Annotated in this window: 29 protein-coding genes; 18 read left to right on the forward strand and 11 right to left on the reverse strand. The window is 59.8% G+C overall.

Features of this window, described 5'->3' with window-relative positions; translation table 11 throughout:
* Window positions 1–19 precede the first annotated feature (19 nt).
* The 4 genes from purN to ABRP84_RS01765 are packed head-to-tail and all read left to right on the forward strand — an operon-like array spanning window position 20 to window position 3,865.
* The gene (purN, locus tag ABRP84_RS01750) at window positions 20–628 is read left to right on the forward strand and encodes a phosphoribosylglycinamide formyltransferase (RefSeq protein WP_349852646.1); all 609 of its coding nucleotides are present in this window, start codon (window positions 20–22) and stop codon (window positions 626–628) included.
* 27 nt (window positions 629–655) lie between these two features.
* Window positions 656–2,188, forward strand: coding sequence for a bifunctional phosphoribosylaminoimidazolecarboxamide formyltransferase/IMP cyclohydrolase (gene purH, locus ABRP84_RS01755; RefSeq protein WP_349852391.1), 1,533 nt, complete (start codon window positions 656–658; stop codon window positions 2,186–2,188).
* Between the two features lie 31 nt (window positions 2,189–2,219).
* Window positions 2,220–3,218 (forward strand): hypothetical protein, encoded by a 999-nt coding sequence (locus tag ABRP84_RS01760; RefSeq protein WP_349852393.1) that lies wholly within the window; start codon window positions 2,220–2,222, stop codon window positions 3,216–3,218.
* 32 nt (window positions 3,219–3,250) lie between these two features.
* Entirely contained in the window at window positions 3,251–3,865 is a 615-nt protein-coding gene (locus ABRP84_RS01765) for a hypothetical protein (protein ID WP_349852395.1), read from the forward strand.
* Between the two features lie 60 nt (window positions 3,866–3,925).
* On the opposite strand, the gene ABRP84_RS01770 is transcribed toward ABRP84_RS01765, so the two are convergent.
* The 6 genes from ABRP84_RS01770 to rpmB form a co-directional block, all read right to left on the reverse strand.
* Window positions 3,926–4,645 (reverse strand): TetR/AcrR family transcriptional regulator, encoded by a 720-nt coding sequence (locus tag ABRP84_RS01770; RefSeq protein ID WP_349852397.1) that lies wholly within the window; start codon window positions 4,643–4,645, stop codon window positions 3,926–3,928.
* 111 nt (window positions 4,646–4,756) lie between these two features.
* Complete coding sequence (locus tag ABRP84_RS01775; protein ID WP_349852399.1) at window positions 4,757–5,539, reverse strand: putative nucleotidyltransferase substrate binding domain-containing protein; 783 nt, start codon at window positions 5,537–5,539, stop codon at window positions 4,757–4,759.
* A gap of 330 nt (window positions 5,540–5,869) precedes the next feature.
* Complete coding sequence (gene rpsR / locus ABRP84_RS01780) at window positions 5,870–6,124, reverse strand: 30S ribosomal protein S18 (RefSeq protein WP_005279904.1); 255 nt, start codon at window positions 6,122–6,124, stop codon at window positions 5,870–5,872.
* A gap of 15 nt (window positions 6,125–6,139) precedes the next feature.
* Window positions 6,140–6,445, reverse strand: a complete 306-nt coding sequence (rpsN, locus tag ABRP84_RS01785; protein WP_005279906.1) for a 30S ribosomal protein S14 — start codon at window positions 6,443–6,445, stop codon at window positions 6,140–6,142.
* Window positions 6,446–6,448: 3 nt separating this feature from the next.
* Complete coding sequence (gene rpmG, locus ABRP84_RS01790; RefSeq protein ID WP_023025964.1) at window positions 6,449–6,613, reverse strand: 50S ribosomal protein L33; 165 nt, start codon at window positions 6,611–6,613, stop codon at window positions 6,449–6,451.
* A gap of 2 nt (window positions 6,614–6,615) precedes the next feature.
* Window positions 6,616–6,852, reverse strand: coding sequence for a 50S ribosomal protein L28 (rpmB, locus tag ABRP84_RS01795; protein WP_005279911.1), 237 nt, complete (start codon window positions 6,850–6,852; stop codon window positions 6,616–6,618).
* Window positions 6,853–7,365: 513 nt separating this feature from the next.
* On the opposite strand from rpmB, the gene ABRP84_RS01800 reads away from it, so the two are divergent.
* The 5 genes from ABRP84_RS01800 to ABRP84_RS01820 all read left to right on the forward strand — a co-directional run bounded on the left by ABRP84_RS01800 (window position 7,366) and on the right by ABRP84_RS01820 (window position 10,697).
* Complete coding sequence (locus ABRP84_RS01800; protein ID WP_005279912.1) at window positions 7,366–7,635, forward strand: type B 50S ribosomal protein L31; 270 nt, start codon at window positions 7,366–7,368, stop codon at window positions 7,633–7,635.
* Between the two features lie 15 nt (window positions 7,636–7,650).
* The gene (gene rpmF / locus ABRP84_RS01805; RefSeq protein WP_005279913.1) at window positions 7,651–7,824 is read left to right on the forward strand and encodes a 50S ribosomal protein L32; all 174 of its coding nucleotides are present in this window, start codon (window positions 7,651–7,653) and stop codon (window positions 7,822–7,824) included.
* Window positions 7,825–8,283: 459 nt separating this feature from the next.
* Window positions 8,284–9,765, forward strand: a complete 1,482-nt coding sequence (locus ABRP84_RS01810; protein WP_023025967.1) for a S1C family serine protease — start codon at window positions 8,284–8,286, stop codon at window positions 9,763–9,765.
* Between the two features lie 61 nt (window positions 9,766–9,826).
* The gene (locus ABRP84_RS01815; protein WP_349852402.1) at window positions 9,827–10,435 is read left to right on the forward strand and encodes a MogA/MoaB family molybdenum cofactor biosynthesis protein; all 609 of its coding nucleotides are present in this window, start codon (window positions 9,827–9,829) and stop codon (window positions 10,433–10,435) included.
* Window positions 10,436–10,463: 28 nt separating this feature from the next.
* A complete protein-coding gene (locus tag ABRP84_RS01820; RefSeq protein ID WP_349852404.1) occupies window positions 10,464–10,697 on the forward strand; it encodes a hypothetical protein in 234 nt (77 codons plus the stop codon).
* Window positions 10,698–10,807: 110 nt separating this feature from the next.
* Here ABRP84_RS01820 and mscL read toward each other — a convergent pair whose 3' ends face one another.
* On the reverse strand, window positions 10,808–11,305 hold the full coding sequence (mscL, locus tag ABRP84_RS01825) for a large-conductance mechanosensitive channel protein MscL (protein WP_349852406.1): 498 nt from the start codon (window positions 11,303–11,305) through the stop codon (window positions 10,808–10,810).
* Between the two features lie 242 nt (window positions 11,306–11,547).
* Between mscL and dcuC the strand changes: the two genes are divergently transcribed.
* Window positions 11,548–12,915, forward strand: a complete 1,368-nt coding sequence (dcuC, locus tag ABRP84_RS01830; protein WP_349852408.1) for a C4-dicarboxylate transporter DcuC — start codon at window positions 11,548–11,550, stop codon at window positions 12,913–12,915.
* A gap of 48 nt (window positions 12,916–12,963) precedes the next feature.
* Window positions 12,964–14,295, forward strand: coding sequence for a lyase family protein (locus tag ABRP84_RS01835; protein ID WP_349852410.1), 1,332 nt, complete (start codon window positions 12,964–12,966; stop codon window positions 14,293–14,295).
* A 33-nt stretch (window positions 14,296–14,328) separates the two neighbouring features.
* On the opposite strand, the gene ABRP84_RS01840 is transcribed toward ABRP84_RS01835, so the two are convergent.
* Both ABRP84_RS01840 and ABRP84_RS01845 read right to left on the reverse strand, forming a co-directional pair.
* Window positions 14,329–15,051 (reverse strand): SAF domain-containing protein, encoded by a 723-nt coding sequence (locus ABRP84_RS01840; RefSeq protein ID WP_349852412.1) that lies wholly within the window; start codon window positions 15,049–15,051, stop codon window positions 14,329–14,331.
* 41 nt (window positions 15,052–15,092) lie between these two features.
* A complete protein-coding gene (locus tag ABRP84_RS01845; protein ID WP_349852414.1) occupies window positions 15,093–15,674 on the reverse strand; it encodes a 5-formyltetrahydrofolate cyclo-ligase in 582 nt (193 codons plus the stop codon).
* A gap of 68 nt (window positions 15,675–15,742) precedes the next feature.
* Between ABRP84_RS01845 and ABRP84_RS01850 the strand changes: the two genes are divergently transcribed.
* The 4 genes from ABRP84_RS01850 (at window position 15,743) to sepX (ending at window position 20,399) form a co-directional block, all read left to right on the forward strand.
* Entirely contained in the window at window positions 15,743–16,669 is a 927-nt protein-coding gene (locus ABRP84_RS01850) for a UTP--glucose-1-phosphate uridylyltransferase (RefSeq protein WP_349852416.1), read from the forward strand.
* A gap of 73 nt (window positions 16,670–16,742) precedes the next feature.
* Window positions 16,743–18,077, forward strand: a complete 1,335-nt coding sequence (glp, locus tag ABRP84_RS01855; protein WP_349852418.1) for a molybdotransferase-like divisome protein Glp — start codon at window positions 16,743–16,745, stop codon at window positions 18,075–18,077.
* Window positions 18,077–18,787, forward strand: coding sequence for a GNAT family N-acetyltransferase (locus tag ABRP84_RS01860; protein WP_349852420.1), 711 nt, complete (start codon window positions 18,077–18,079; stop codon window positions 18,785–18,787). Before glp ends, ABRP84_RS01860 begins: the two co-directional genes overlap by 1 nt.
* A 157-nt stretch (window positions 18,788–18,944) precedes the next feature.
* Entirely contained in the window at window positions 18,945–20,399 is a 1,455-nt protein-coding gene (sepX, locus tag ABRP84_RS01865; protein WP_349852422.1) for a divisome protein SepX/GlpR, read from the forward strand.
* On the opposite strand, the gene ABRP84_RS01870 is transcribed toward sepX, so the two are convergent.
* Window positions 20,400–21,059 carry a DNA-3-methyladenine glycosylase I gene (locus tag ABRP84_RS01870; RefSeq protein ID WP_349852424.1) on the reverse strand — a complete coding sequence of 220 codons (660 nt, stop codon included), beginning with the start codon at window positions 21,057–21,059 and terminating at the stop codon, window positions 20,400–20,402.
* A gap of 172 nt (window positions 21,060–21,231) precedes the next feature.
* Here ABRP84_RS01870 and ABRP84_RS01875 point away from each other — a divergent pair, with 172 nt between their 5' ends.
* Both ABRP84_RS01875 and ABRP84_RS01880 read left to right on the forward strand, forming a co-directional pair.
* The gene (locus ABRP84_RS01875; RefSeq protein WP_005279936.1) at window positions 21,232–21,645 is read left to right on the forward strand and encodes a DoxX family protein; all 414 of its coding nucleotides are present in this window, start codon (window positions 21,232–21,234) and stop codon (window positions 21,643–21,645) included.
* Entirely contained in the window at window positions 21,632–22,333 is a 702-nt protein-coding gene (locus tag ABRP84_RS01880) for a zf-HC2 domain-containing protein (RefSeq protein WP_349852426.1), read from the forward strand. Before ABRP84_RS01875 ends, ABRP84_RS01880 begins: the two co-directional genes overlap by 14 nt.
* A gap of 20 nt (window positions 22,334–22,353) precedes the next feature.
* On the opposite strand, the gene pmt is transcribed toward ABRP84_RS01880, so the two are convergent.
* Entirely contained in the window at window positions 22,354–23,979 is a 1,626-nt protein-coding gene (pmt, locus tag ABRP84_RS01885; protein WP_502879766.1) for a protein O-mannosyltransferase, read from the reverse strand.
* Window positions 23,980–24,003: 24 nt separating this feature from the next.
* On the opposite strand from pmt, the gene rsmI reads away from it, so the two are divergent.
* Window positions 24,004–24,852, forward strand: a complete 849-nt coding sequence (gene rsmI, locus ABRP84_RS01890; protein ID WP_349852428.1) for a 16S rRNA (cytidine(1402)-2'-O)-methyltransferase — start codon at window positions 24,004–24,006, stop codon at window positions 24,850–24,852.
* Window positions 24,853–25,026 lie beyond the last annotated feature (174 nt).

Here is a 25,026-nt window from a genome sequence, read left to right on the forward strand (position 1 = left end):
ATAGCGCGTGACTTCACCGATGCCACCACGCGCTACTGCTGCCACTGATCGCCTACGAGTTGTCGTGCTTGTCTCTGGGACGGGCTCGCTTTTGCAAGCCATCTTGGACGCCCAGGATGAGCGCTACCGTGTGGTGAAAGTGGTGGCGGATAAACCGTGTCGAGGTATTGAACGGGCCCGCGAACGCGATATCGATACCGAGATCGTGGAAATGGGCGCGGACCGTGCCGAATGGAATAATTGTCTGGCTGATGCAGTAGATGCTGCGCAGCCAGACATTGTTGTTTCTGCAGGCTTTATGAAGATTTTGGGGGAGGGATTCCTCCGCCGCTTCGAGGGCCGCACCATCAATACCCACCCAGCGTTATTGCCCGCTTTTAAGGGTGCGCACGGGGTGCGCGATGCGCTGGAATATGGCGTGAAGGTCACAGGCTCTACTGTCCATTTCGTGGACGCGGGAGTGGATACCGGCTCCATCATTGCGCAGCGGCCGGTTGCCGTTCGGGCAGACGATGATGAAAGTAGTCTTCACGAACGCATTAAAAAGGTAGAGCGCGAACTCATCGTCGATGTGCTGCGCGCGGCGCAGCCCCGCGGCGAGGAGCTTTTTATTCAACTCGCAGACTAAGACTTTTCGAAAGGCTTAATCCTCCTCATGAGCGAAGACCGCAAGCAGGTAAAGCGCGCACTCATTAGCGTGTACGACAAGACGGGGCTGGAGGATCTGGCCCGCGCACTTGATAAGGCAGGCGTAGAGATTGTCTCTACCGGTTCCACCGCCAAGAAGATTGCAGACCTGGGAATCGAGGTCACCCCGGTAGAAAAGCTCACCGGCTTCCCCGAGTGCCTGGAAGGCCGCGTCAAGACGCTCCACCCGCGCGTGCATGCCGGGATCTTGGCAGATACCCGCAAGGAAGACCACTTGGCGCAGCTCAATGATCTTGAGGTAGAGCCCTTCCAGCTCGTCGTGGTGAACCTGTACCCCTTCCAGGAAACGGTCGCCTCCGGCGCGGACTTCGATGGATGCGTGGAGCAGATCGATATCGGTGGACCTTCCATGGTGCGCGCGGCGGCCAAGAATCATCCGTCCGTTGCCGTGGTCGTGGATCCGGCGCGCTATGGCGAGGTGACCCAGGCTGTTGAGGAGGGTGGATTTAGCCTTGACCAGCGCCGTGGGCTCGCCCGCGATGCTTTCCTCCACACCGCTAACTACGATGCGGCGGTCTCCGCATGGTTCGTGGACCAGCTGAGCGACGGCGAGGAGACCACCTCCCTGCGCTACGGCGAGAATTCCCACCAGGCCGCCACCGTCACCCGGATTGGCACCAAGGGACTGGCCAATGCCAAGCAGCTCAACGGCAAGGAGATGAGCTACAACAACTACCAGGACGCCGACGCTGCCTGGCGCGCGGCCTGGGATCACGAGCGCCCCTGCGTGGCCATTATCAAGCACACCAACCCGTGCGGCATCGCCGTATCGGACGAGTCCATCGCTGCGGCCCACCGAGCGGCGCATGCCTGCGACCCGATGTCCGCATTCGGCGGCGTCATCGCCGTGAACCGCGAGGTCAGCGTAGAGATGGCCGAGCAGGTCAAGGGCATTTTCACCGAGGTCATCGTCGCGCCCGCCTATGAGGATAAGGCGCTGGAGATTCTGCAGTCCAAGAAGAACCTGCGCGTGCTTTTGGCCGAGCCAGGGGAGCAGGGCGAGGAGCGCAAGTACATCTCCGGCGGCGTGCTGTGCCAAGAGCCGGATACCTACCAGGCAGAGGGCGATAAGCCCGAAAACTGGACCTTGGCAGCGGGCGAGGCCCTGAGTGACGGGGACCTAGCCCAGCTCGAATTCGCCTGGCGCACGGTGCGCGCGGTCAAGTCCAATGCCATTTTGCTGGCCAAGGACAACGCGACCGTCGGCGTGGGCATGGGCCAAGTTAACCGCGTGGATTCCGCCAAGCTTGCGGTCGAGCGCGCCAATACGCTTGCCGATGCCACCAACCGCACCCAAGGCTCCTTCGCCGCCTCCGATGCCTTCTTCCCCTTTGCCGATGGCCTGCAGGTGCTTCTCGATGCCGGCGTTAAGGCCGTTGTCCAGCCCGGCGGCTCCATCCGCGATGAAGAAGTTATCGAGGCAGCTAAGGCCGCTGGTGTTACGATGTATCTCACCGGAACACGCCACTTCGCGCACTAGCGATAGCGCCTGAAACCTAAGGATCCTGATCATGCTCGCACCCACCCGCACCGCACCGAGGCGTACCGCTCCGAGGCGCATGGCGCTCGGCAGCCTGCTAATGGCTGGGGCGCTGTGTCTTAGCGCGTGCGGGCAGGGCGAGCAGGAGACGGAATCAGAGCCGGACATCGCCAAGCAGGAAACGTCGCGCTCTACGGAGAGCGCGACGGATAGGGCGGATAGCCCGCGCGCTTCCGCAGAGAAGGGCGCGACTGCACCGGCCGATGCCCAGCCAGATGCCCCAGCCGGTGCCAATGCTGGAGCCGGAGCTGGTGACGGTGAGTTGGCTTCGGCCGGCGACCTGCAGCGCGAACTCGACCGCATCGCCGCCAACTACGGGAATGTTGGTATAGCGGTTTCGGATGGCACCACCACCATTGCCGCCGGGCGCACCGCGCCCGAAACCGCCTGGTCCACCTCCAAGGTGCCGGTGCTCATCGCCGCCCATCGCGCAGGGCTTATCGGCCCGGATGTGGTGACATCTGCGATTACCTATTCCAATAATGAAGCGGCGCAATCCGCCTGGGACGCCCTTGGCGGCGGCGTACAAGCCGCCCAGGCCGCGCAACAGGTATTAGCTGAGGCCGGCGATACCACTACCCAGGTACAAAGCCAGGTCACCCGCCCGGAATTTAGCGCCTTCGGGCAAACGCAGTGGAGCGTGGGCGACCAAGCCGCGTTCATGGCGAAGCTGCGCTGCGTCAACGGTGCCGAGCCCATCCTCACCGCGATGTCTACTCCCGACCCCGCCCAAAGCTATGGCCTGCGCAACCTAGAGGGTGCCGCCCTTAAAGGCGGCTGGGGCCCAGATACCGCCGGCGGTTATGATGTGCGGCAGATGGGTCTTGTCACCATCGGCGGCCGAGAGGTGGCGGTAGCGCTCATCGCCTCGGCCCCCGATGGTCAATACGCCTCCGCCCAACCAATACTTTCGGGCATGGCGCTCGATCTTTCCAAGGCCGACGTTGCTTGGCCGACCCCAGCTTGTTAGCCCTCACCCCGTCTTGTGAGAAAGGACTTATCATGCCGCACTTTAATCTAACTCCTCGTGTGCGCTGGGGATTGCACCTCGGCGTAGTAGCGACCGCGGGCATCGTTTTAAGCGCCTGCAGCAGTAGCACGGATGGGAAACAGCCCGACTTTTCCGGCGACGGCGGCATGACCACCGTCGAAAGCACGACGGGGACTTCCACCGAAGAAACCTCGACGGCGACAAAGTCCCCGGAAACCCAAGACAAAGAACCGCCCGTGGTGACGGTGACCGAGACCGAACAAGAACAGGCACAGCCGCCGAAGACCACTAGTGGCGGCGGAGGCGACTTCATCGGCGGCCTGGGTGAATACGGCTGGACCGATATTAATACCTATGCCGATTGTCACCGTTTTGAGCGCGTCGTCTTCGCCGGCAAAGGCCCAGACGGTAGGGCGATTGTCTGCGAAAACACGGGAGGAACGCTGACCTACCGGTCCACCATCTTCGGCGGCGAATTTACCGGATCCATCATTGGCCAAGACGGCGGTAACTACTACGTGGATGCTACGCCATCGACCATCGTTGTAACCCCCAGCGGGATTAGCGTGCGCGAGGGCGGCGGATTGGCCGCCACCGCGGACTTTACCGATTCCTGGCAACGTTAACCACTGGTTAGTGGTTAACGATTCCACAGGGAAGTAGTTAACGATCCCACAAGGAAAAGGTTAGCGAGACTTTTTCTTCTTGCGGTCTGCAGCAGCCGCCGCAGCCGCAGAGATCGAGTCATTGCGGTTCTTTAGTAACTCCAGCGTCATGGCTTCCGCGTCCTCGGGGACGGTGGCGCCGAGGACTGCAAGGGCGGCATCGGCAAGCATGGCAGCGGTCTCCGGAACCGACTGAGCCGCTGCATAGGGAGGCGTGCCATCATTGGGGCGCATCTCGATGACAGATAGCGCGATGTGGAAAGGCAATTCGATACGCGGGTCCGCGTCTCCCACAATGGCAGCGGCGGTGGTGCGGAAGTGGTTCTGCAGCCGCTCGCGGGAGCTGTGGTACTCCGAGAACTCCGGCGAATTGGCCACCGGCAACTGGTACAACCGGCCGACGTTCCAACCACTGGTGAGCAAAAGGCGCGATTCCGCGGCGACCAAGGACCACAGGCGCTGCTCCGGCTCGGCATCAGAATCCACCAGCTCATCGGCTAGCTCCAGCGAAGGCTCAATGGTGGAATTAAGCAGCGCGAGGAAAATCTCCGTCTTGGAGGGAAAGTGGTAGTACAGCGATGCCTGACGTATGCCCACCGCGTCCGCGATTTGGTGAGTCGACGTTGTGGCAAAGCCCTGGGTGGTAAATAACTCTGAGGAGGCGTCCAAAATCTCTTCCCGGGCGCTATTGCCTCTGCGGCGGGGGCTATGTTTACGCGGCCTACCGACGTTTCCTGACATGCGGCGGACGCCTCCTTTCTCTCAGCAGAAAATGCTTTTACTCAACAACTCTACAGCCCTGCAGCCCGCCGGCGCGGACCGCATGCGTGGCAGAAGAACTTTGTGGCGATTCTAATTCGCGCCATCCGCGGTGCGTTGGGAGATGGACTCGAAGGTCGCAGACACCATGCGGCAGGCCGTGCCGTAGGCTGTGCGCTCCAGCGGTGGCAGGTCCTGCAGGATGGATTCGCGGCCGTGCACATTATCGAACCAGCGCCGCATTTCTACCGAATACCCCGTGCGCCACGCAAGGTCCAAGGTCTCTGCGTCTTCTGCTGTGAGCATCCCGCGTTCTTGGCCGATGGCGAGGCGATCGACCGTGGGGCGCGGGCCCGGTGCCGCCCAGCGCGCAATTGCGGCGATGGGGGATAACAGCATGGACTTGATATCTACGGCCGCGTTGCGATCGGGCAAACCGCCAACGCGCTGAAGAAGCGGCGGGCGCTGGGCCAACGCCTCCTCCAGCAAAGCCTGCTCGCCGCCGCGGCCTAAAGGCAGGCCGGCATCGACGCGCGCTGCCATGGAATCGGCCGCTTGGTGCACCTCTAGCCCGACATCGCGAAAGACGGACTCCAAATCGCCGTCTTCTCCCATCCACTCGATGGGCATGCTGGGCAGCTGATCACCGCGCGCGGCCGCACCGGTTAACCGGACAATCGCGTCCACGCCCGGTGCGCGTACGATATCTGTCAGCAGCCGCGAAAACCAATTGGCTAATTCAATCTCATCGTCCTGGTGTGCTACCGCATTGCGCAAGACATCTTGTGCCTCCGCCAATAAGCCGCGAGCGGTTGCCCGGGACTGGCAATGGGGAGCAAGCTCCGAAAGATCGAGAAGGGATTGATGCAGGGCCATACAGTCACTGCCTTTCACTCATTGCAAAGCGGTGCGCATCTAAAAGTTGTGCGGCGCAGGATTGCTATAAATGTAACACTTATGCAATAGCACAGTAGCGCTTGGGGGAGCGTGCGGCGGGTGCGCCCAGACTGGGTGCTGTGAGTCTGTGGAGCGAAGCTTTCTTGCTGGTGCTGGAACGAGGTGTGGCGCTTGCGGTGTAGCGCTCGAAAAGACCCCAAAACGACTTTCGCCGCCTCACCTCGAAAGGTAGGCGGCGGAAGTTTATGGTTCTTTTACCGTGTCACACTTGCCAGCGGCAAAAGTGCGCTGTTGATACCCAGCTACTGTTTAGCGGGTGGTGAACGGCAGGAGAGCCATTTCGCGTGCGTTCTTGACTGCGGTAGCAACCTGACGCTGCTGCTGCGGGGTCAAGCCGGTGACGCGACGGGAACGGATCTTGTGGCGATCCGAGATGAATAGACGCAGAGTCTTGGTGTCCTTGTAGTCCACCTTCTCAATGCCCTCAGCCTTCAAAGGGTTCTTCTTCGGGCGACGGCTCTGCTCCATACGGAACTTCTTTTGGTTATTGCGCTTATTAGCCATTGTGCAATTACCCCTTTACCAGCTGGACTTGCGAACGCCCGGCAGCTCACCACGGTGAGCCATGCCGCGCATACGGACACGGGACAGGCCGAACTTGCGGAGGTAACCGCGTGGGCGGCCATCGGCTGCGTCGCGGTTACGAACGCGGGCTGGGGAAGCGTCACGGGGCTGGCGGTTCAGCTCGAACTGAGCCTCCAAACGCTCCTCATCCGGGGTGTTCGGGTTCTTGATGATCTTCTTGAGCTCAGCGCGACGCTCCGCGTAGCGGGCGACGATTTCCTTGCGCTGCTCGTTCTTAGCGATCTTGGACTTCTTAGCCATGAATTATCGCTCCTCGCGGAATTCGACGTGCTTGCGGGCGATCGGATCGAACTTCTTCAGGGAGATGCGATCCGGGTTATTGCGCTTGTTCTTACGGGTCACGTAGGTGTAACCGGTGCCCGCAGTGGACTTCAGCTTGATGATTGGGCGAATATCGTTACGTGCCATACTTAAATCTTCTCCCCACGTGCGCGGATCTTGGCAACAACGGACTCGATGCCGTCGCGGTCAATGATCTTCATACCCTTGGTGGAAACATTCAGAGTAATGGTACGGCCCTCAGAGGGCAGGTAGTAGCGACGACGCTGCACGTTGGGGTTCCAACGGCGCGAAGTGCGGCGGTGCGAGTGCGAGACCTGCTTGCCGAATTCCGGCTTGCGGCCCGTTACCTGGCAAATAGCCGACATGGGTCTTCTTTCTCCTAGCCGCCCACATCGTGGCTATAAACGACTACGTGCCGACTGCCGTGTGAGGGTGGCAGTGCTCAAAAAGTGAGGTGTGAGCAGGTGCGGCATCGTCGTCAAAAACCAGTAGACGGGGCGTAATACGTATATTTTGACAACAGCAAGAGCAAATCTTACAGCCTTACTCGCGATATACCTAATCGCTGCCGCGATAGTCTCGCGCATTAAGCCGTCGGCTTGGCGTCGATGATCAAGCAGCACTGCCTAACGTATTGGAGAGGTTCGAAAGCGCACTATAACGAATGGGGCGTAGATGTGCGCCTGTGGTGGCTGTGATTGCCGCAGGTGAGCAATTTCGTATATAAGGCAGTGGAATGTAGGATAATTCAGGTTATCGGTCGGCGCATTGTGTGGCGTCGGGCGAGCTGTAACTGTACATCCCAACTCGGGCACGATCCGTACCGGCATAATTCAGTGTGCGGAACCGACCCGTAGTCCAACCCTGAGGGAATATCTATGAAGAAAGACATCCACCCAGATTACCACCCAGTGGTCTTCCGTGATGCTGGTACCGGTCACTCCTTTTTGACCAAGTCCACCGCTACCTCTTCTCGCACCGTTGAGTGGGAAGACGGCAACGAGTACCCGCTCATCGTCGTTGACGTTACTGCTGAGTCCCACCCGTTCTGGACTGGTGCACAGCGCGTTATGGATACCGCTGGCCGCGTCGAGCGCTTCAACCAGCGCTTCGGTGCCATGGCTCGCCGCAAGAAGAAGAACGCGTAAGGAGAAGAAGAGAAAATGGCAACTCCTAAGTTTAAGAAGTCCCGTGCGAACACCCACGCACGTCGTTCCCAGTGGAAGGCCGACAACGTCGCCCTCCAGGAAGTCACCATCGACGGTCAGACCGTGCGCATCCCGCGCCGTCTGGTCAAGGCCGCTAAGCTCGGCCTGGTTGACGTAGAGCAGTTCTAAGCCTGCTTTCAATCCCACCCCCTCCCGGTTGCTTATTAGCGACTGCGAGGGGGTTGTGATGTTTTAGGCCCGGGAAAGGGATGTTAAAAAGCGCCTTCCGGCCTGGGCGGCGCCAAGAGGTGGGGGAGACTTGGGCTGTGCCAGTGCTGCCTACTCCTCGGGTCTTAAAGGCTAAGGAAATCCACTTCAAGTTAAGGCCAGGCTAATCCTAAAATTAATATAACAGCGCACTAACCCGATGGTGGATCAGTTTTTCTCTGCGATTGTGCTCGTGGCGGCTCGCGCCCCAGCATGAAAGATGCGTAGTGCGGCGATTGTGAAGGCGTGTACGAGCGTGAAGGGGGCGATGTGTGCGGCGAGTTTGGGCAGCTTATTGCCTACAGTAACTTCACAGGAACTTCTAGTACGTTGGCAGAGTAGTTTAAGTTGTGACTAAGCGAAGCGAGGCATAGTGTTCCTATGAACATGAGGAATGATGACAACCGCGGCAATAATGGTCAGTCGCACGGTGTCCCGCAGGAACCCTACGGCATGAACAATGGGCAGGCGCCGTATAACCAGCCGCGCGGTGAGCAGCAGAATTCTGGATCCGCATATTCCAACGGAACCTATTCCCAGGGCTGGAACCAGCCGCGCATCAACGAGCAGGATGCACAAGCTTCCGCATACGGGCAGCACACCCCGCCCAGCAATCGCCTCTTTGGTGGCGCTCAGCCGAGTGCTACCCGGGGGCAGGATGAAACATCCAGCTTCTCTAGTCAGCAGGGCGATTATTCCCAGCAAGGGCCTGTAAACAACCAACCCGGCCAGCCGCCCGTGCCTGGGGTAACGCCTTTGCCGCCGCAGCCTAAGGAGAAAAAGAAGATCGGACTTGGCGCCGCGACCGCAATCGCAGCGGTAGCGGCAATTGCAGCAGGCTCCATTACCGGTGTGGTCGTGGGGAAGAACCAGTCCAGCAGCGGCACGTCCGTGGTCAATGAGGCTCTTCACAGCCAACCGGCCGCCAATAGCATGGGTAAGGAACCAGAGGAAGGTTCGGTGGAAGCGGTTTCCTCCAAGGTTTTGCCGGCCGTGGTATCCATTCAGACCGCTACTCGGACCTCGGCTGCGGAAGGCTCTGGCTCGATCATTTCTCCCGATGGTTACGTGTTGACCAACCACCACGTCATCGCCGGTGCGGAACAGGGCGGCATCATGCAGGTGACCTTGAACGATGGCAGCAAGCACGAAGCCGATCTCGTGGCTTCCGATGCCAATACGGATGTCGCCGTCATCAAGATCAAGGACGTGCAAGACCTGCCGCACCTCCAATTCGGCGACTCGGATGCGGTAGCGGTTGGCCAAGAGGTAGTCGCCGTAGGTTCGCCGCTTGGACTCAATGCCACGGTGACTTCTGGCATCGTATCCGCAAAGAACCGTCCGGTGCGTGCGTCCCAGGAGGGTGGCGAGTCTTCGCTTATCGATGCCATCCAGACTGACGCCGCCGTTAACCCCGGCAATTCCGGCGGTCCTTTGGTGGATATGGACGGCAATATCGTTGGTATGAACTCGATGATTGCCTCGTTGTCTGATAAAGCCACGGGCGAGGGCGGCTCTATCGGCCTCGGGTTTGCCATCCCTTCCAACTTTGCTAAGCGGATGGCGGATGAGCTCATCAATAAAGGCCAGGTAACTCACCCCACCTTGGGGGTTAAGGTCTTGGCGCGCGATGACGGTAATGGCGCGCGCATTGCCGAGGTCGAGCCGGGCAGCCCAGCGGAACAAGCAGGATTGAAGCAGGGCGATATCGTCACCCGCGTCAATGACCGGCTGATTGAAAACGCCGATGCGCTTATCGCGGCCGCTCGTTCCCAGGACTTCGGTGCGACCGTCACCTTGGAAGTATCCGATGGAAATTCGGATGATACTCGTCAGGTAGAGGTAACCCTGACGGGCGAGTAGATTAAAAGCCAGCCCGCGCCGTGTCCGCATTGCGCCCCCGACGTTTCTTTGAAGGAGAAAAATGGCAGACTCTCAGCAAGACTTGACCGACTCCACTAGGTTGGAGGATTCGGCTTCCACAGACGCTTTGCGGGATGTGGCGGAGCCGGATGACGCCTACCTCTTGGCCAGCGAGAAGGAGGACCGGGTGGCGGCGCCGCGCCGCGCGCTCGTCGTGATCGTCACGGATCACCCCGGCGAAAATTCAGATAGCACCGCCAAACTGGTTACTGAGCTTTTGGCAGAGGCGAATTTCCGCATCGATGGTTCGGTGGTCGTGCGCTCGAAGAAATCCAAGATCCGGCAAGCCATCGAAACTGGCGTCGTCGGCGGTGTGGATCTCGTGCTCACCGTCGGAGGAACCGGAGTAGGCCCGCGCGATAAGACCCCGGAGGCTACTACTGGGGTCATCGACAAGATGGTGCCGGGCGTGGCCCAGGCCTTGCGCTCTTCTGGTCAGGCTTGCGGCGCGGTCGATGCGTGTGCATCCCGCGGCATTTCGGGCGTTTCTGGTTCCACCGTTGTGGTCAACCTCGCACCGTCGCGCGCTGCCGTGCGCGACGGCATGGCCACGTTGACCCCGCTGGTCCACCACCTTGTGGATCAATTGCAAGAATCCAGCGTGCAATAACGCGAAGGAAAGGGTTGAAAATACTGCCATGACCTCTCAACCACGCCGCCAGCGCAGGCGTGTATTCAGGCAATCAGATGCGCCGGAATATGACCGCAGCGCGGACCTCCCGGTAGAGCAGGAATTAGCTAGTGGAGAAGGTGCCGATGCACAGCGCATCGTCACTCTCGATGATGCCGCAGCGGAAGGCGACGGCGCTCAAGCAGCCGAGCGCGGCGAAGAGTTTTACCGCGAGAACCAGCCGCCGCACCACGGCGGGTAGCCCGCGCATCCTATTCGTGAGCTTGGGAATACTAATGCAGCCTTAACAAAAGCCCGTGTCCTCCCTCATTGCGAAGGTGGGCACGGGCTCAGCTGTGTCTTTAGTAAGAATTAGTCGTCGTGGCGGCTGTGCTTGCCCTCAGAAGCAGTGGAGTTATCGGTGTCCTCGGCTGCAGTAGCATCCCCAAGTGCCTTATCTGCGGCGGTGATAGCATCAGCGTTCTGGGCCTGCAGAAGATCGCGGATTTCTGCCAAGAGTTCTTCCGAGGTTGGTGCCGGGGCCTCTGGGTCCACACCCTGGCGGCGCTTAGCAGCTTCAGTGAGCTTGTTCAGCGGCATGACAATGAGGAAGTAGACCACTGCGGCGATGATCAGGAAGTTAATCGCGGCGGTAATGACGGCGCCAAAGTCTACGAGGGTGGACTTATTATCGGTGATTTGGAAGCCCAAGCCATCGACCTCGGCGGAGCCGAGGGAGTTAATGATCGGCTGGATGATGGAATCCGTCACGGAAGTGACGATCGCCGTGAATGCGGAACCGATGATGACTGCGGTGGCAAGCTCGACCACGTTGCCGCGCATAATGAAGTCTTTAAAGCCCTTAAGCATGGGAGAAGACGAACCTTTCTGGGGGTAGGTAAGGATGGGTGTGAACCATGAGCAAGCAGGGAGTTTAGTTCAAGCTAAAAGTATTGACAACTTGGAGGGGCAGAGGCGGCAATATTGTTGCCTTGTTAACTAATGCACACCGGTTGCGATATAGGTATTCAGTGTTAGTGTGAAAGTGGAATATAAAAATATTGTTTGTAAAAATAACAGTATTCTAATGCGTGGGCAGAAGGGATCCCAGCATGAATATCGCACTCGCTCTATTTGCCTTGGCAGTTACCATTGGTGCAGGCTACTTCCTTGTTAAAGGTCATAAGCCAGTCATTATTTTATTGCTTGCCGGGTTTATTCTCATTGCAGTTTCCACTGCGGCCAAAGCTGGCTACGGAGTTTTAGATGAGGAAGACTCCACCGGCTCCCGGTGGTTGGACATCATCGGCATATTCGAACAAGTTGCTGGTAGCCAATTAACGGGCGTCGGTCTCATCATTATGGCGGCCGGTGGCTTCTCAGCATATATGAATAAGATCGGCGCCTCGCAGGCGCTGGTTGAGGTGCTAGCCGCTCCAATCGCAAGGTTCAAGCACCCCTACATCACGCTAATTCTCACGTATTTCCTCGGCGTGGTGCTTTTTATGTTTATCCCCAGCGCTGCTGGGCTCGCTATTTTGCTTCTAGTGCTATTGCTGCCAGTGTTGAAGGCGGTAGGGGTTAGCCCCGCCGCAGCAGACGCGGTCATCGTGTCAGCCTCCGCGTTGCCAATGGGGCCGGCATCGGGAACCTCGGTGCTGTCGGCGCGAACCATTGATTTATCCCCAGTCGTCTATTTCGTTCAATACCAGCTGATTGTGGCCATTCCTACTGCCATTGCAATTGCTATAACTCACTACTTCGTGCAGCAGCATTACGATAAGCGGGAGTTGGAAGAGTACAAGGAAACCGACACCATGGGCGATGGTTCTGGTGAGGCTGGCCCGAAGTGGTACGGGGTATTTCTCGCACTGCCCATTATCTTGTTGGTGATCTTTAGCCCCTTGGTGAATGACAGCATCGAGCTATCCACAGTGGGAGCATTCGTCATCGTCTGGCTATTGGCCATGCTGTGCGAAATCATTCGCCACCGTTCTTTTTCCACCGCGACCGAACAAGCCACATCCTTTTTTACGGGCATGGGAAAGATGTTCGGTGGCATCGTCGCTTTGATTATCGCGGCACAAATCTTTGCCACCGGCTTGACGGCTACAGGCGCCATTTCCATGCTTATCGATGGAGGCCAGCAACTCGGTGCAGGCGCGATCGTCATTACCCTCCTATTCACCTTGATTGTGGGCTTGGTGACGTTCCTGACCGGTTCCGGTGTCGGCGCATTTTCTTCCTTTGCCAGCCTAGTGCCTGATGTCAGCCGCGGACTCGGTGCTTCTGCGGCGGCAGTGATTACCCCAATGGAATTTGCCAGCGGCCTATTCCGCGCGGTTTCTCCGGTCTCCGGAGTAATCATTTCCGTTGCTGGTGGCGTGGGAATTTCTACCACCGAGCTTATTCGCCGCACGCTGCTTCCAATGGGAGTTGGCTTCGTCGTGATGATCGTATCCAGCCTGGTCTTGCTCTAAGCACGTTCTGGGATTGCAGCCTAAACCTCTAAGAATAAGGAATTTATCATGGGAATCGGTGCATTGAACTCGTCTTTTCAGAAGAAGGGCTATGTCACAGCGGACATGGAAGCCCACTGGGAAGAAGCACAACTTATCCGGAAGATTTTCGCTGTTGAAGCGGCAATGGCGCGGACGCAGGGACACATGGGAATTATCCCGCAGGAGGCTGCCGAGGCGATCTCAGATAATGCAGTCGCCAGTAATGAGCTGATAGAAAAGGCCCAAAGCGGCGGGGTTGGCAATCCTTCGGTTGCTGTCCTCGATGCATTGCGGGACGCGATTCCGGAAGACCAGCGTGGTTGGGTCCATTTCGGGGCGACCACTCAAGATATTTTGGATACCGCGCGGGCCCTGCAGATCAAGGCAGCTACCGACCTGATACTGGAACGCCTGAACGCCGTTATCGCTGCTACCGCCAACCTCGCTCACGAGCACGCCCGAACGTTAATGGTCGCGCGTACCAATGGACAGTATGCACTGCCGACGACACTGGGTACGCGCTTTGCGCGGTGGAACGCGGAGCTGCGCCGGAGCCGGGAACGCTTGGAAGCGATGCGAGAGCGCACGGAACAGATTCAATTTACCGGTGCTGTAGGCACGCTGGCGTCCTTTGGAGAACAAGGACCTGAGTTAAGTCGGCGCCTTGCCAAAGAATTGGAACTGGTTTATCAACCGGTTTCCTGGCATGCGAGTTCGGATACAATGACAGAGCTTGCGACGACCGTGGCTACCTTGGGGCAAAGTTTGGCCAAGATTGCAGAGGATCTCTTTGCTATGCAGCAATCCGATCTGGTCGAGGCCCGCGAGGACATGGATGTGCATACCTCTGGATCGTCTACCATGCCGCAAAAACTTAATCCCTTTGCCACAATGAAAATTTCCGTGGGAGCCAGCATGGCTTGTGGCATGGCGGCAAACATGCTGACGCAAGCACCGGCCACCTTCGAGCGCGATCACCGCCAATCCGAGGTTCATCGCAATCTGATTCCACAAATCTTTGTTGCCGTCGATGGAGCGCTGGAAAAGCTGGACCAGCTCTTTCCTCGTTTGCGTTTTGATGCACAGGCATTAGAAGGCAATGTAAAAAGCGCGGGTGTCTCATTGATGACTGAAGGAATCATGATGGAGCTGGCTCCGCATATTGGTCATAGTGCCGCACACGACGCTCTTCAGGAATTCGCCCGAGAAAATAGAGACAACGGCACCTGCCTGGAAGAGTTTTGTGCTGCCCACCCGAAGCTCGCGGGCGTTTCGGAAAAGCTGGACTTTGATTCCTTGACAAACCCAGCCAATTACATCGGCCAAGCCGTTGAAATCGCGGAATCGGCGCAGGAATAAATACCACCAGTACGCATAAGGTTCAGGCGGTCTTTAAATAGCAGAATCTGCCACATCAACGGCTTGGGGTTGGGCGCGATCACCGACGATAACCACGGTCAGCGGTTGGTTTAAAGAGGCGGCGGCCACGTCATTGGCGTGCTCATTGGGAAGTGCGAGCAAGACGGTGGCAGAAGACACTTCGCCCTCAGCGGTGGTGGAGACCACCCGGGCGCCGGAGGCAATGACGCGGGCGGTCGCGGGCTCTGAATCGGTGGCATCGCTGGCCGTGACGATGTCGACGGTATCGCCGTGGTGCAGGTGAGGGATGATATCAGGATCGGCAAGTTTGACCGGGATCATGCGGCCGGAGCCGCCTTCCTTAGAATCGGCAGCCCCCGAATCCGTGACGAGGCTCGACACTAACTCTTGGCCGAGCAGCCGCTGGCTGGTGACGACTTCGCCCTTGCCCGCGGCGGCGGTGATAATGCGGCCGGCGAGATCGGAGGGGGCATCGGCAAGCGCGCTGCTAGGAATGGAGGAAGAAGGCAGGCGCTCGAGCGAGACATCGGCGGCGGAAAGCTCCGCGCCGGCGGGTAAATCGTGGCTAAAGACCAGTACCTGCGGTAGTTCCTTCGCGCGAGAGACTGCGGAGGCCAGCGCGGCGATGAGCAGGGCTAGCGCGATCGCGCGGCGCACGAGCACGCCGCGGCGGTGGCCAGGGGTGCGCAGGGTGCGGAAGAACTGTGAGATTCGCGGGGACGGGGAGTGAGCCATGCACAATTAGACTGCGCTACCGACCGCGCGGTTCCCTCCATTTAAGAAGAAAACCGGTGGATTCCTGCGGCGGTAACCACAGCCTCGACGCGGCGATCTTGGGATGTGGCCGGGATAGAGTCAAGGAATTCAGTGGGATAGACCATGGCGAGTACCGCGGGGTGGTTGCGCGGCACCAAGGAAAGCGCGCGGTCGTAGTACCCGCCGCCCTTGCCCAGGCGGTTTCCAGCGGCATCGATGGCCATGGCGGGGGCCAAAATCAGATCGCAACCGCACAGCACACGGCTATCAAAGCGCGGGCCGGCGGGTTCGGAAATGCCCAGCTGGCCAGACTGCATGCTGTGCGCGCCCTTGTATTCTGCCCAGTTCAGCACGCCGTTGCCGCAGGTGATGGGCAATAATACGCGATCGACGCGGCGGGAAAGCCAGGGGATGAAGTCCGCCCCGCCAGGCTCCGTGCCCAACGGCCAATAGGCGGCAACGCTCGAAATGCCGGCAAGCTCAGGTTCTAGCTGCTCGCGCAGGGCAGCGGACCATTCCGTGCGCTTCTCGGCGGTTAGGCCGCGGCGCGCGCGAAGCAGGCGGGTGCGCAGTTGCTCTTTGATATCGCTGGAAGAAGGCATAAATAAATAATAGCGTCCGTGGCGTAGCGCTACACAGGAAAATAGTGCGCCGTTGTACCCTAAGATCCATGGCTAATGAACGCGAAGATTCCGCCACCGGAATCACCACGGTTGTAGTTCCAGCGGCTGGCATGGGCACCCGCTTTCTGCCCGCCACGAAAACCGTCCCCAAAGAATTGCTGCCCGTTGTGGATATTCCCGGCATCGAATTGATTGCTGAGGAGGCAGCCTCTGTGGGCGCGCGCAGGCTTGCGGTCATTACCGCACCCGAAAAGCAAGAAGTAATGCGCCATTTTGCGGAATTTCCGGATCTGGTAGAAACCCTAGATTCCCGCGGCAAGGATGAGCAGGTAGCTAAGGTCAACCGCGCCCACCAGCTCATTGAGCCCATCGCGGTGGAGCAAGAAAAGCCCTTGGGCTTGGGCCACGCCGTGGGGCTGGCGGAAGAAGTCTTGGCAGAGGACGAGGATTCTTTTGCCGTCATGCTGCCGGATGACATCGTATTGCCGGCCACCGTCATGGCGGATATGGCGCGCGTTCGCGCCGAGCTCGGCGGCAGCGTGCTGTGCGCCTTTGCGGTGCCGCAGGAGCAGACGTTTAACTACGGCGTATTCGACGTAGAAGATACTGACGCGCCGGGCGTGAAAAAGGTTATCGGCATGGTAGAAAAGCCGGATCCGGAGGACGCACCGTCCAACCTGGTGGCTACTGGGCGCTACCTTCTGGACCGCAAGATCTTTGATGCGCTGCGCCGGATCGAACCGGGCAAGGGCGGCGAATTGCAGCTGACCGATGCCATCGAGCTGCTCATTGAGGAAGGCGAGCCCGTCCACGTGGTGGTCCACGAGGGCAAGCGCCACGATTTGGGTAACCCCGGTGGCTATATCCCGGCCAACGTGGACTTTGGCCTGCGCGATGAAAAATACGGCCCGGCGCTGTATAAAGCTATTAAACAAATCATGTCCGATTTCGAGGCGGAGCAAGGCCTTAATTAAGTACTTTGCCGTGCGCACGTGCGTTGAGGACAGCAAGGTAAAAGGGCAATAAGAAAGGGCGGGCAGAGACCGTATGCGTTCAGTTGATGACCAGTTGGCGCTGGTTACTGATGCGGCGACGACCCCAGAGCCGGTGCGGATGAGCATTTCTAATGCGCTGGGGTTAATGTGCGCCGAGCAGGTGCAGGCCAATCAGCCTTTACCGGGCTTTCCCCAGGCAGCCATCGATGGGTACGCGGTTCGCGCGGTTGATATCGGCGGCGAGCGCGGGCTGAAGGTGCGCCGCCCCAAGAATCAAGACCAGGAAGGCAGCGAGGGTGAGGACGCCCCCGAACAGGCCGAGGACGCCGCCGCGCAGCCCGCCCCACCCGAGGTCGAGCGTTCCTTGCCCGTCGTCGGTGAGGTTCCGGCCGGTTCGAAGCAGCCGCTGCGCCTGCAGCCCAAGCAAGCCGTGCGGGTCTATACGGGAGCGCCCTTGCCCGCGCTTGCCGATGCCGTCCTGCCCCTCGAGTGGACCGATCGCGGCCGCAAGCGCATCACGGCGCACCGGACGGTGCGTTCAGGCGACTTCGTCCGCCGCGTGGGCGACGATATTCAGCCAGGCGATGTCGCCGTATCCTCCGGCACCGTCCTTGGCCCGGCGCAGATTGGCCTGCTGGCCGCCGTGGGGCGCTCCAAGGTGCTGGTTTATCCGCGGCCCCGCGTGACCATCGTGTCCTTCGGTCGCGAGCTCGTCGATGTGGACAAGGAACCGGGCCTGGGCCAAGTCTTTGACGTGAACTCCTACTCCTTGGCCGCCGCCGCAAAAGAAGCGGGGGCGGACGTGGTCCGCGTGGGCATTGCCGAAGGCGAACCCCGCCGCATCCGGGAAGTGCTAGAAACCCACATCACGCGCAGCGAGGCGCTCGTCATCACCGGTGCCGTTGGTGGTGCCGGTGCCGAACAGATCCGGGAGATCTTGGCGGAAATCGGCGATATCGATACCTCCCGCGTGGCCATGCACCCAGGATCCGTGCAAGGCTTTGGGCTGGTAGGAGATGAGCGCATCCCTACGTTCCTCCTTCCCTCGAACCCGGTATCGTCGCTGGTTATTTTCGAAATTTACATTCGCCCCTTGATTCGCCTGGCCCTGGGCAAGCGCAATGCCCACCGCCGGGTGGTGCGTGCCCGCGCACTGAACCACATTGATTCCCGCCCCGGACGCCGTGGTTTCATCCGTGCACGCTTGATGCGCGATGCCGAGACCGCCGATTACCTGGTCGAGGGTCTTGGCGGTGCGACCGGCGCACCGGCCCACCTTCTGGCAGGACTCTCTGAGGCCAATGCCATGATTCGAGTGCCAGAGGAAGTCACCGAGATCCGCCCGGGCGATGTTGTTGACGTCTTATTCCTCACCCAGCGCAGCTAATGCTTGACCCTTTCGGTACCGCCGCAGCCAAGCTGCGCCATCCAGTCACCGGGCCGACCGATGATCTGCACCCCGGTTGGCCGGAGGCGACGCCGACGGTGCAGCTTCCTCCCTCGGGGGCGCTGCCGTCTGGTGGGCGGTTGCGGCTGCGCCCCTTGCTGCGCTCGGATGGTCCCGAGTGGCGGCGCCAGCGTATTGAGGACGAAGCTTTGCTCCGGCCGGTGGAGCCGACCCAAGCGACCACTTGGGCAGAGGCCCACAGCTCGCAGGCCTGGTGGAATTACCTCATTTTTCTGCGCAACTCCGCGCGCGATGCGCAGGTGATCCCCCTGGCTATCGAGCTCGAGGGAAAGTTTGCCGGCCAGGTAACGCTCGGCAATATTCAACACGGCAGTATTCGAGATTGTTGGATCGGCTATTGGGTTTATTCCGCTGTGCAGGGCGCTGGCGTTGCCACCGCGGCCACCGCCCTGGGCGTGGATCACGCCTTTGGGCGGGTAGGCCTGCACCGAGTGACCGCCACTTACCTGGAACAAAACCCCGCCTCCGGGCGCGTGCTAGGTGCCAACGGCTTTCGCTCCGAGGGGTATTTGCGCCGCAACCTGCATATAGATGGCGCCTGGCGGGATCACCATTTCGTGGCCTTAGTCAAGGAAGACTTCTCATCCACGGCGGTTGAGCGGCTGCACCAAGCTGGGCGTTTGGTGTGAAAATCCTCTCTAAATCCAAGTAATGCTTTCTCAATTTTCACATAAGTAACAACATTGTAATTTACAGCTTCTGTGGCCCCTAAAGTGCGGTTTTGGCGATTAGAGTGGAGTAATCATCTGCACCCCAAGGGAAGGTCCTTAAGTCGTGTCCACAGCTGTGCCAGTTATTGCAATCATCGTGGTGTGGCTCTTCGTGCTCGCGCCGTGGCTATTGGGCAGGAGCAATCGCCCGATGAGCCATACCGGCGAGGCCTTTGAGGATACTCGCGTGCTCTTTTCCGGCGATTCCGGCAATGTCGCCGGCCGCCGCCGCCCGCGCTTGCGGGCCGATGATGTCCACCGCAGCGGCTCGGATGAAGACCACGACTACGAGGTTGTATCCGCTGCCGCTGAGGACCCGGACAGCGAGGCAGACGTCGATGACGTGCTGATCGACGAGGAAGCAGAAGACCGCGCTTCCCGAGCGCAGTCGCGGACCATTGCTGGCGCGGCCCGTCGCGCACGGGCGCAACCCTTTGGCGTAGGTGGCCGTGCATACCGCTCCGCCGCCGATGAGAACGAAGCGGACGCGCGCAATGGGCACGCCACCCCAACTGAGGAGACGGCAGAGACCATCGAGGGTGAAGTCATTGAGGAATCCGCGGTTCCAGCCGCTGCCGCTGATACCACCGATGCGACCAATGCCACCACTCCCGCCGATAGCGCGCGTACGTCTAGGGACTCCGACGATGCAGATGTGAACACGGACGATGTCGATGATGTCTTGCTCGATGATGACGAGCGCGCCGGCGAGGAAGCAGGCGGTGCAAAGCGCAAGGGCCGCCGCGGCGATGTGGTTGCCAATTCCACCGAGTCCTTCACCGCGCCGGTGGCAGCGGACATTGCAGAAGACGCGTATGACTATGACGAGACCTATACCTCCCCGGTTGACCTGATGTATCCGGGCGCGGTGGACCCCGCCCCAGTCATTGATGCAGAAAAACCGGACTCCGCAGAAACCGACTCCGCAGAGTCTGAATCCGAAGGCGCAGCAGAGGAATCGGCGGAAGCAGATGAGTACAGTGCCCAGGGTGCTGAGGACGCGGCGTTGAATACGGACCTTTCCGAGGACGAGGTGGCATTTGCTCAGCGGCGCCTTGGCCGCGGTGGTTGGGACCCAGTAGCGGAAAAGGAGAAGTCCGCTACCCGCTACCAGCGCCGCCAGCGCACGCTCATCGGCCTAGCCATCGCAGTGGTCCTCACCGTGGCCCTGGGCATTGTGGCCGGTGGATGGACTTGGTGGCTGGCAGGCATCGTCGGCATCCTGACTGGGACCTACCTGGTGGCGCTGCGCGCGCAAGTCCGGCAAGAACAAGCACTTTTGCGCCGCCGGGTAAAGCACCTGCGCCGGGCGCGGTTGGGCGTTCACAATACCGATGATGAGGCATTGAAGATCCCCCGCAACCTGCGCCGCCCGGGTGCGGTCGTCGTCGAAATCGATGATGAAAGCCCCGACTTTGAGCACCTTCCCTTAAGCTACAGCGATGATGAAGATGGCGACTTTGATGGCCCGCACGCCGGGCCCAGTGGGGTAGGGCGCCGCGATGACCTAGCCGCTCGCCGCGCAGGTTAATTAGCCGGCTGCGCCCTCGCTTCCGTGGAGCTTTTCGGTTTCCTCCGGCCATACACCGGAGGTAGCCCGGCGGTGGGAGCCCAAGAGATGGGTATCGACCATCCCTATTGCCTCCATGAGCGCAAAGCAGGTCACCGGCCCCACGAACTTAAAACCGGCCTTTTTCAATTCCCGCGACATGGCCTGCGATTCTGGGCTCTTGTTCGGAATATCCTCCATGACCTCGGGGTAGATATTTTCTGTGGGCTGAAAGCTCCAAATGAAATCCGCTAAGCCACCCTCTTCGCGCAGTTTAATGGTGGCCTTCGCATTATTAATGGTGGCGCGGATCTTGGTTTCGTTGCGGATAATGGTGGCATCGGCAAGCAAGTGCTCCACCTCGGCCTCGCCGAATTCCGCGACCTTTTCCGGATCGAAGTGGCAAAAGGCCTTGCGGAAGGCGGGGCGCTTTTTTAATACCACGGCCCAAGACAGCCCAGACTGGAAGGACTCCAGGCTCAGGCGCTCAAATAGGCCGGCCTCGTCCCTAATGGGAAGGCCCCATTCGGTGTCGTAATAATCCGTCAATAGCGACGACGTCACGGCCCACGGCGTGCGGGCTACTCCGTGCTCGTCATAGGCCAGCGGGGTGCGTTCTTCGGTGGTGGTGTCAGTGTCCATGGATGGTTCTCCTATTGGTGTGTTGTGCCTATTTTCCTTGTCTTTCTCCATTGAAGCAGCGATTGCGGGTGGGATGCAGTGTGTACCTCGCCAGATGGTGAAATTGCGAGCTCAGGGCGTGGGGCGGCGGTGTCTTCGCGTTGGGGTGGGCATTCGATGTAGTCTATTGACCATGAATAGACCTGCCGTTCGTGATGCCGCGTTGCTGCTTTTTCGGTTGGTCCTCGGGCTCATCTTTATTGCGCACGGCGTGGACAAGATGTTCATGGACGGAATGGATGAGACGGTTGGGCAGTTTTCTGCCCTCGGCATCCCGCAGCCACAGATAGCCGGTTATGCCGCCGCAATCGGGGAGATGGTGGGTGGCGCCTTCCTCGTCATTGGTTTGTTAACCACCTTTGCCGCTGCGGCGCTGGCCGTGGACATGGTGGGCGCGCTGTACTTCGTGCACTGGGGAAATGGCCTCTTTGCCGGCGACGGTGGCATCGAGTACCCCTTGGTGCTGTGCATGTCCCTCATAATGATCGTTATTTTTGGTTCTGGCCGGGCGAGCTTGGATAGGGCGTTAAGCAATGTTGACGCATAGCCAAGTGCAAGCGGCGATTTCCGCCCAGCTGGATGGCGAAGAAGCGGAGCTTTCCGCAGACGTCATCGACGCCCACCTAGAACACTGCGCGGAGTGCCGAGCGTTTCGCGATAAGGCAGCGGCGCTATCGCGTTCCTTAAGTTTCGTGGAACCGGCGGATTCCGGCATGTCGCCGCCGACCGATCTGTCAGAGGTGATCCTCGCCGGGGTAGAACCGGAGTGGAAGCGGGCATCGAGCGCCAGGCAGGCCAACCTCACGGTGGCACGCAGTGCCTTGGTAGTCATGGGACTCGTTTTTGCGGTGTGGGCCATCGCACAAGTGGTGCGCGCTTCCGGCCTCGTGCCGCTGGGCACAGAGGGTTCGGTGCTGGATCCTTCGGCCGATCCAGACCGCGCCAACCTGCTGATGGAAGGCGCGGCCGTGCGCTTTGGCATGGCGTGTGGCCTGCTGTGGAGCGCCTGGCGCCCAGCCTCTGTGACCGGGCTTTTCCCGGTATCCGCCACGATGTTTGCATTTCTTTTTGGCTTTGGCGTGCGCGATATTGCGCTCGGCACCGTCACCATGGAACAGGTCTATTTGCTCATCGCTACCGCGCTGTCGACCATGAGTCTGGCCTGGGCGTGGGCTGCCGAGAAGGGCTACCTGGTGCGCGCGTGGTGGAAATCCTTGAACGCGCAGCCGCACTAAGGCGAACGGGTTTCTGGCACCTATTTCCAGCTGGGCAGCCACATCATGGATTGATACCAAGACTCCGGGATGATGAAGCCGTATAAGATGGGCGCGAAGTAGAAGAACATTGCGACCACCAGCGCGAGGTAGCAGGCGGCTGCAAACGTTCCCCGCCGCATCGACCCGCCAGCGATGCGCCTAATCCACCGCCACCTGATGGGCTTACCGCGTCCGACCATTTGGCCTAGCGTGAGGGCGAGAAGCACGATGACAAACGGGATAAACGCGGTGGCATAAAAGAAGTACATCTGCCGGTCAAAGGCCGCCAGCCACGGGAGAAATCCGGCCGCAAAGCCCACGAGGGGAATGAGGAAGGCGCGGTTGCGGCGGATGATAAGCGACCACAGCCCCCAAAGTACTGCGGGGACTACCAGCCACCAGATCGCCGGGGTGCCAAAGAGGTAGAGCATCTTGCGGCATTCGCCACCGCCGCTGCATTCCAGGTCCGTACTTGAGTAATACAAAATGGGCCGAGCCCCGGCCAGCCATGCCCACGGCTTGGAATCCCACGGGTGGTGGTGGCCACCAGAAGAGGTCAAGCTGGCGTGAAAATCCAATACGGATAAGTGGTAATAAAACCAGCCGGCCACAGGCTCCGGTAAGTGCATGAGCCAAGAGTCTTCCCCGATGGTCCCATCCACCTTGGCGTGCCGGTAGACCGCGGTCTCTGAGGCAAACCACGCGCGCCAGCTCCACACATAAATCATTACGGGCACGGCGACCAGGGAGGCGAGTGCTGCGGGAGTATCGCGAATGAGCGTTCCCACAATATAGCGGCGAATGCCATACTTGCGACGCAGCGCGAGGTCACTAAAGACGCAGAGCAGGCCGAAAAACATGATGTAGTACAGCCCAGACCATTTCACCGCAAGTGACAGGCCTAAAAAGACTCCGGCGGTAAAGCGCCACCACCGGAAGCCAAAGCGTGGCCCGAATGGGGAGGTGCCCATCCCACCGCTCAACAGGGCGTGGTGGAGGCGCACGCGCATCTGCTGATGATCGCGGGCTAGTGCCCACGCTGCGGCCACGATGAAAAAGACCTGGAAGATATCCAGCATGCCGAATTTCGCGGAGACCAAGAGGACGCCATCGCAGACGGCCAGAATGCCGGCAAAGGTGGCCACTTGCCAGGAAAAGGACAACCGACGGGCCAGCGCCATGGTCATCAGGACGGTGCCGACGCCGAAGAGGGCCGTCATCAAGCGCCAGCCCAGCGGGGTATAACCAAAGACCCATTCCGAAATGGCAATGATCTGCTTGCCCAGCGGCGGGTGAACCACGAGCCCAAAGCCCGGGTTGGTCTCGATGCCGCCGATGAATAAGTTATCCCAGCTTTTGACCATGTCCCAGGCCTGGGGAACGTAGTGCTTTTCATCGAAGACGGGAGTGCCCTGTGATACCGGCGCGGTAAGGCCCACGAACCGCGTGATCAGTGCGAGAACGGCGATGATGCCGGTGCTTATCCAATCGGCCTTGCCCCACGTGTAGGTGCGCGGTGCCGGCGGCATCACGCGGTTATGCGGGGTGCGCGGTGAGCTAGCGGGGGCAGCGGTAGCAATAGTCACGAAGAAGAGTTTAGGCGACGAGCCTTCGCGCGGGCGCATAGGAGAATGTGGAATGCTAGAGGCATGTCAGCTTTAGGTCTGGAACCACTTCCGCGCGGCGTTATCCTCGCCGCCACGCCCTTGGGGAATGTCGGTGATGCCTCTGCGCGCCTGATGCAGGCATTGGCGCATGCGGATGTCATCGCCGCCGAAGATACCCGCCGCGTGCGCAACCTGGCGCAGGCCCTGGGCATCGAAATTTCCGGCTCTGTGGTGTCCAACTTCGACCACAATGAGCAGGCGCGTGCGCAGCAGCTTATCGATGCCGCCCAGCACGGCACCGTCCTCGTGGTCACCGATGCCGGCATGCCAATCATCTCCGATCCCGGTCTGTCACTGGTGGCCGCGGCCGCCGAGCGCGATATCCCCGTGACGTGTTTTCCGGGTCCTTCGGCGGTGCCCACGGCGCTTGCCTTGTCTGGCTTGGGCGTGGGCCACTTCCTCTTCGATGCATTCCCGCCGCGCAAGCCCGGCCCGCGAAAGGCGTGGCTGGAATCGCTGCGCAATGAAAAGCGCGCCATCGTATTTTTTGAATCTCCCCACCGCATCGCCGATACGCTTGCCGATGCCGCCCAGGTCCTCGGCGCCGATCGCCCCGCCGCGGTATGCCGCGAGCTGACCAAGACGTACGAGGAGGTGCGCCGCGGTTGCCTAGCAGAGCTGGCCGAATGGGCAAGCGAGGGCGTGAAGGGCGAAATTACCGTGGTCATCGAAGGCGGAACCGGCGCTGCTGTGACCGCCGCAGACTTGGTCCCGCAAGCCTTGGAGCTTGCCGAGGCCGGCATGCGCTTGAAAGACGCCTGCAAGCAGGCTGCCAAGGGGACTGGGGTGTCCAATCGGGAGCTTTATGATGCCGCGTTGGATGCCCGCTGAGCGCCCGCTATTTGAGCTCTTGTTGAGCCGTCCGCAGGTTATTTCTATGCAGCGTATAAAACGTCACAATTACTCGTGCTAACTGGTGGTTTCACGCTTCTATATATGTTATCGAATCGTTATCTTTCCCGGGCGTGTGACGCCTAAAAGCTGTCTACGTGGGGATATGCAGCC

The organism is Corynebacterium sp. KPL2861 (genome assembly GCF_040225475.1).
Lineage (GTDB): Bacteria > Actinomycetota > Actinomycetes > Mycobacteriales > Mycobacteriaceae > Corynebacterium.

Excerpts from the sequence above, each read along its gene's own strand:
- purN (WP_349852646.1), top strand. The coding sequence starts at position 20 with ATGCCACCACGCGCTACTGCTGCCACTGATCGCCTACGAGTTGTCGTG.
- purH (WP_349852391.1), top strand. The coding sequence starts at position 656 with ATGAGCGAAGACCGCAAGCAGGTAAAGCGCGCACTCATTAGCGTGTAC.
- ABRP84_RS01760 (WP_349852393.1), top strand. The coding sequence starts at position 2,220 with ATGCTCGCACCCACCCGCACCGCACCGAGGCGTACCGCTCCGAGGCGC.
- ABRP84_RS01765 (WP_349852395.1), top strand. The coding sequence starts at position 3,251 with ATGCCGCACTTTAATCTAACTCCTCGTGTGCGCTGGGGATTGCACCTC.
- ABRP84_RS01770 (WP_349852397.1), bottom strand. The coding sequence starts at position 4,645 with ATGTCAGGAAACGTCGGTAGGCCGCGTAAACATAGCCCCCGCCGCAGA.
- ABRP84_RS01775 (WP_349852399.1), bottom strand. The coding sequence starts at position 5,539 with ATGGCCCTGCATCAATCCCTTCTCGATCTTTCGGAGCTTGCTCCCCAT.
- rpsR (WP_005279904.1), bottom strand. The coding sequence starts at position 6,124 with ATGGCTAATAAGCGCAATAACCAAAAGAAGTTCCGTATGGAGCAGAGC.
- rpsN (WP_005279906.1), bottom strand. The coding sequence starts at position 6,445 with ATGGCTAAGAAGTCCAAGATCGCTAAGAACGAGCAGCGCAAGGAAATC.
- rpmG (WP_023025964.1), bottom strand. The coding sequence starts at position 6,613 with ATGGCACGTAACGATATTCGCCCAATCATCAAGCTGAAGTCCACTGCG.
- rpmB (WP_005279911.1), bottom strand. The coding sequence starts at position 6,852 with ATGTCGGCTATTTGCCAGGTAACGGGCCGCAAGCCGGAATTCGGCAAG.
- ABRP84_RS01800 (WP_005279912.1), top strand. The coding sequence starts at position 7,366 with ATGAAGAAAGACATCCACCCAGATTACCACCCAGTGGTCTTCCGTGAT.
- rpmF (WP_005279913.1), top strand. The coding sequence starts at position 7,651 with ATGGCAACTCCTAAGTTTAAGAAGTCCCGTGCGAACACCCACGCACGT.
- ABRP84_RS01810 (WP_023025967.1), top strand. The coding sequence starts at position 8,284 with ATGAACATGAGGAATGATGACAACCGCGGCAATAATGGTCAGTCGCAC.
- ABRP84_RS01815 (WP_349852402.1), top strand. The coding sequence starts at position 9,827 with ATGGCAGACTCTCAGCAAGACTTGACCGACTCCACTAGGTTGGAGGAT.
- ABRP84_RS01820 (WP_349852404.1), top strand. The coding sequence starts at position 10,464 with ATGACCTCTCAACCACGCCGCCAGCGCAGGCGTGTATTCAGGCAATCA.
- mscL (WP_349852406.1), bottom strand. The coding sequence starts at position 11,305 with ATGCTTAAGGGCTTTAAAGACTTCATTATGCGCGGCAACGTGGTCGAG.
- dcuC (WP_349852408.1), top strand. The coding sequence starts at position 11,548 with ATGAATATCGCACTCGCTCTATTTGCCTTGGCAGTTACCATTGGTGCA.
- ABRP84_RS01835 (WP_349852410.1), top strand. The coding sequence starts at position 12,964 with ATGGGAATCGGTGCATTGAACTCGTCTTTTCAGAAGAAGGGCTATGTC.
- ABRP84_RS01840 (WP_349852412.1), bottom strand. The coding sequence starts at position 15,051 with ATGGCTCACTCCCCGTCCCCGCGAATCTCACAGTTCTTCCGCACCCTG.
- ABRP84_RS01845 (WP_349852414.1), bottom strand. The coding sequence starts at position 15,674 with ATGCCTTCTTCCAGCGATATCAAAGAGCAACTGCGCACCCGCCTGCTT.
- ABRP84_RS01850 (WP_349852416.1), top strand. The coding sequence starts at position 15,743 with ATGGCTAATGAACGCGAAGATTCCGCCACCGGAATCACCACGGTTGTA.
- glp (WP_349852418.1), top strand. The coding sequence starts at position 16,743 with ATGCGTTCAGTTGATGACCAGTTGGCGCTGGTTACTGATGCGGCGACG.
- ABRP84_RS01860 (WP_349852420.1), top strand. The coding sequence starts at position 18,077 with ATGCTTGACCCTTTCGGTACCGCCGCAGCCAAGCTGCGCCATCCAGTC.
- ABRP84_RS01870 (WP_349852424.1), bottom strand. The coding sequence starts at position 21,059 with ATGGACACTGACACCACCACCGAAGAACGCACCCCGCTGGCCTATGAC.
- ABRP84_RS01875 (WP_005279936.1), top strand. The coding sequence starts at position 21,232 with ATGAATAGACCTGCCGTTCGTGATGCCGCGTTGCTGCTTTTTCGGTTG.
- ABRP84_RS01880 (WP_349852426.1), top strand. The coding sequence starts at position 21,632 with ATGTTGACGCATAGCCAAGTGCAAGCGGCGATTTCCGCCCAGCTGGAT.
- pmt (WP_502879766.1), bottom strand. The coding sequence starts at position 23,979 with ATGCGCCCGCGCGAAGGCTCGTCGCCTAAACTCTTCTTCGTGACTATT.
- rsmI (WP_349852428.1), top strand. The coding sequence starts at position 24,004 with ATGTCAGCTTTAGGTCTGGAACCACTTCCGCGCGGCGTTATCCTCGCC.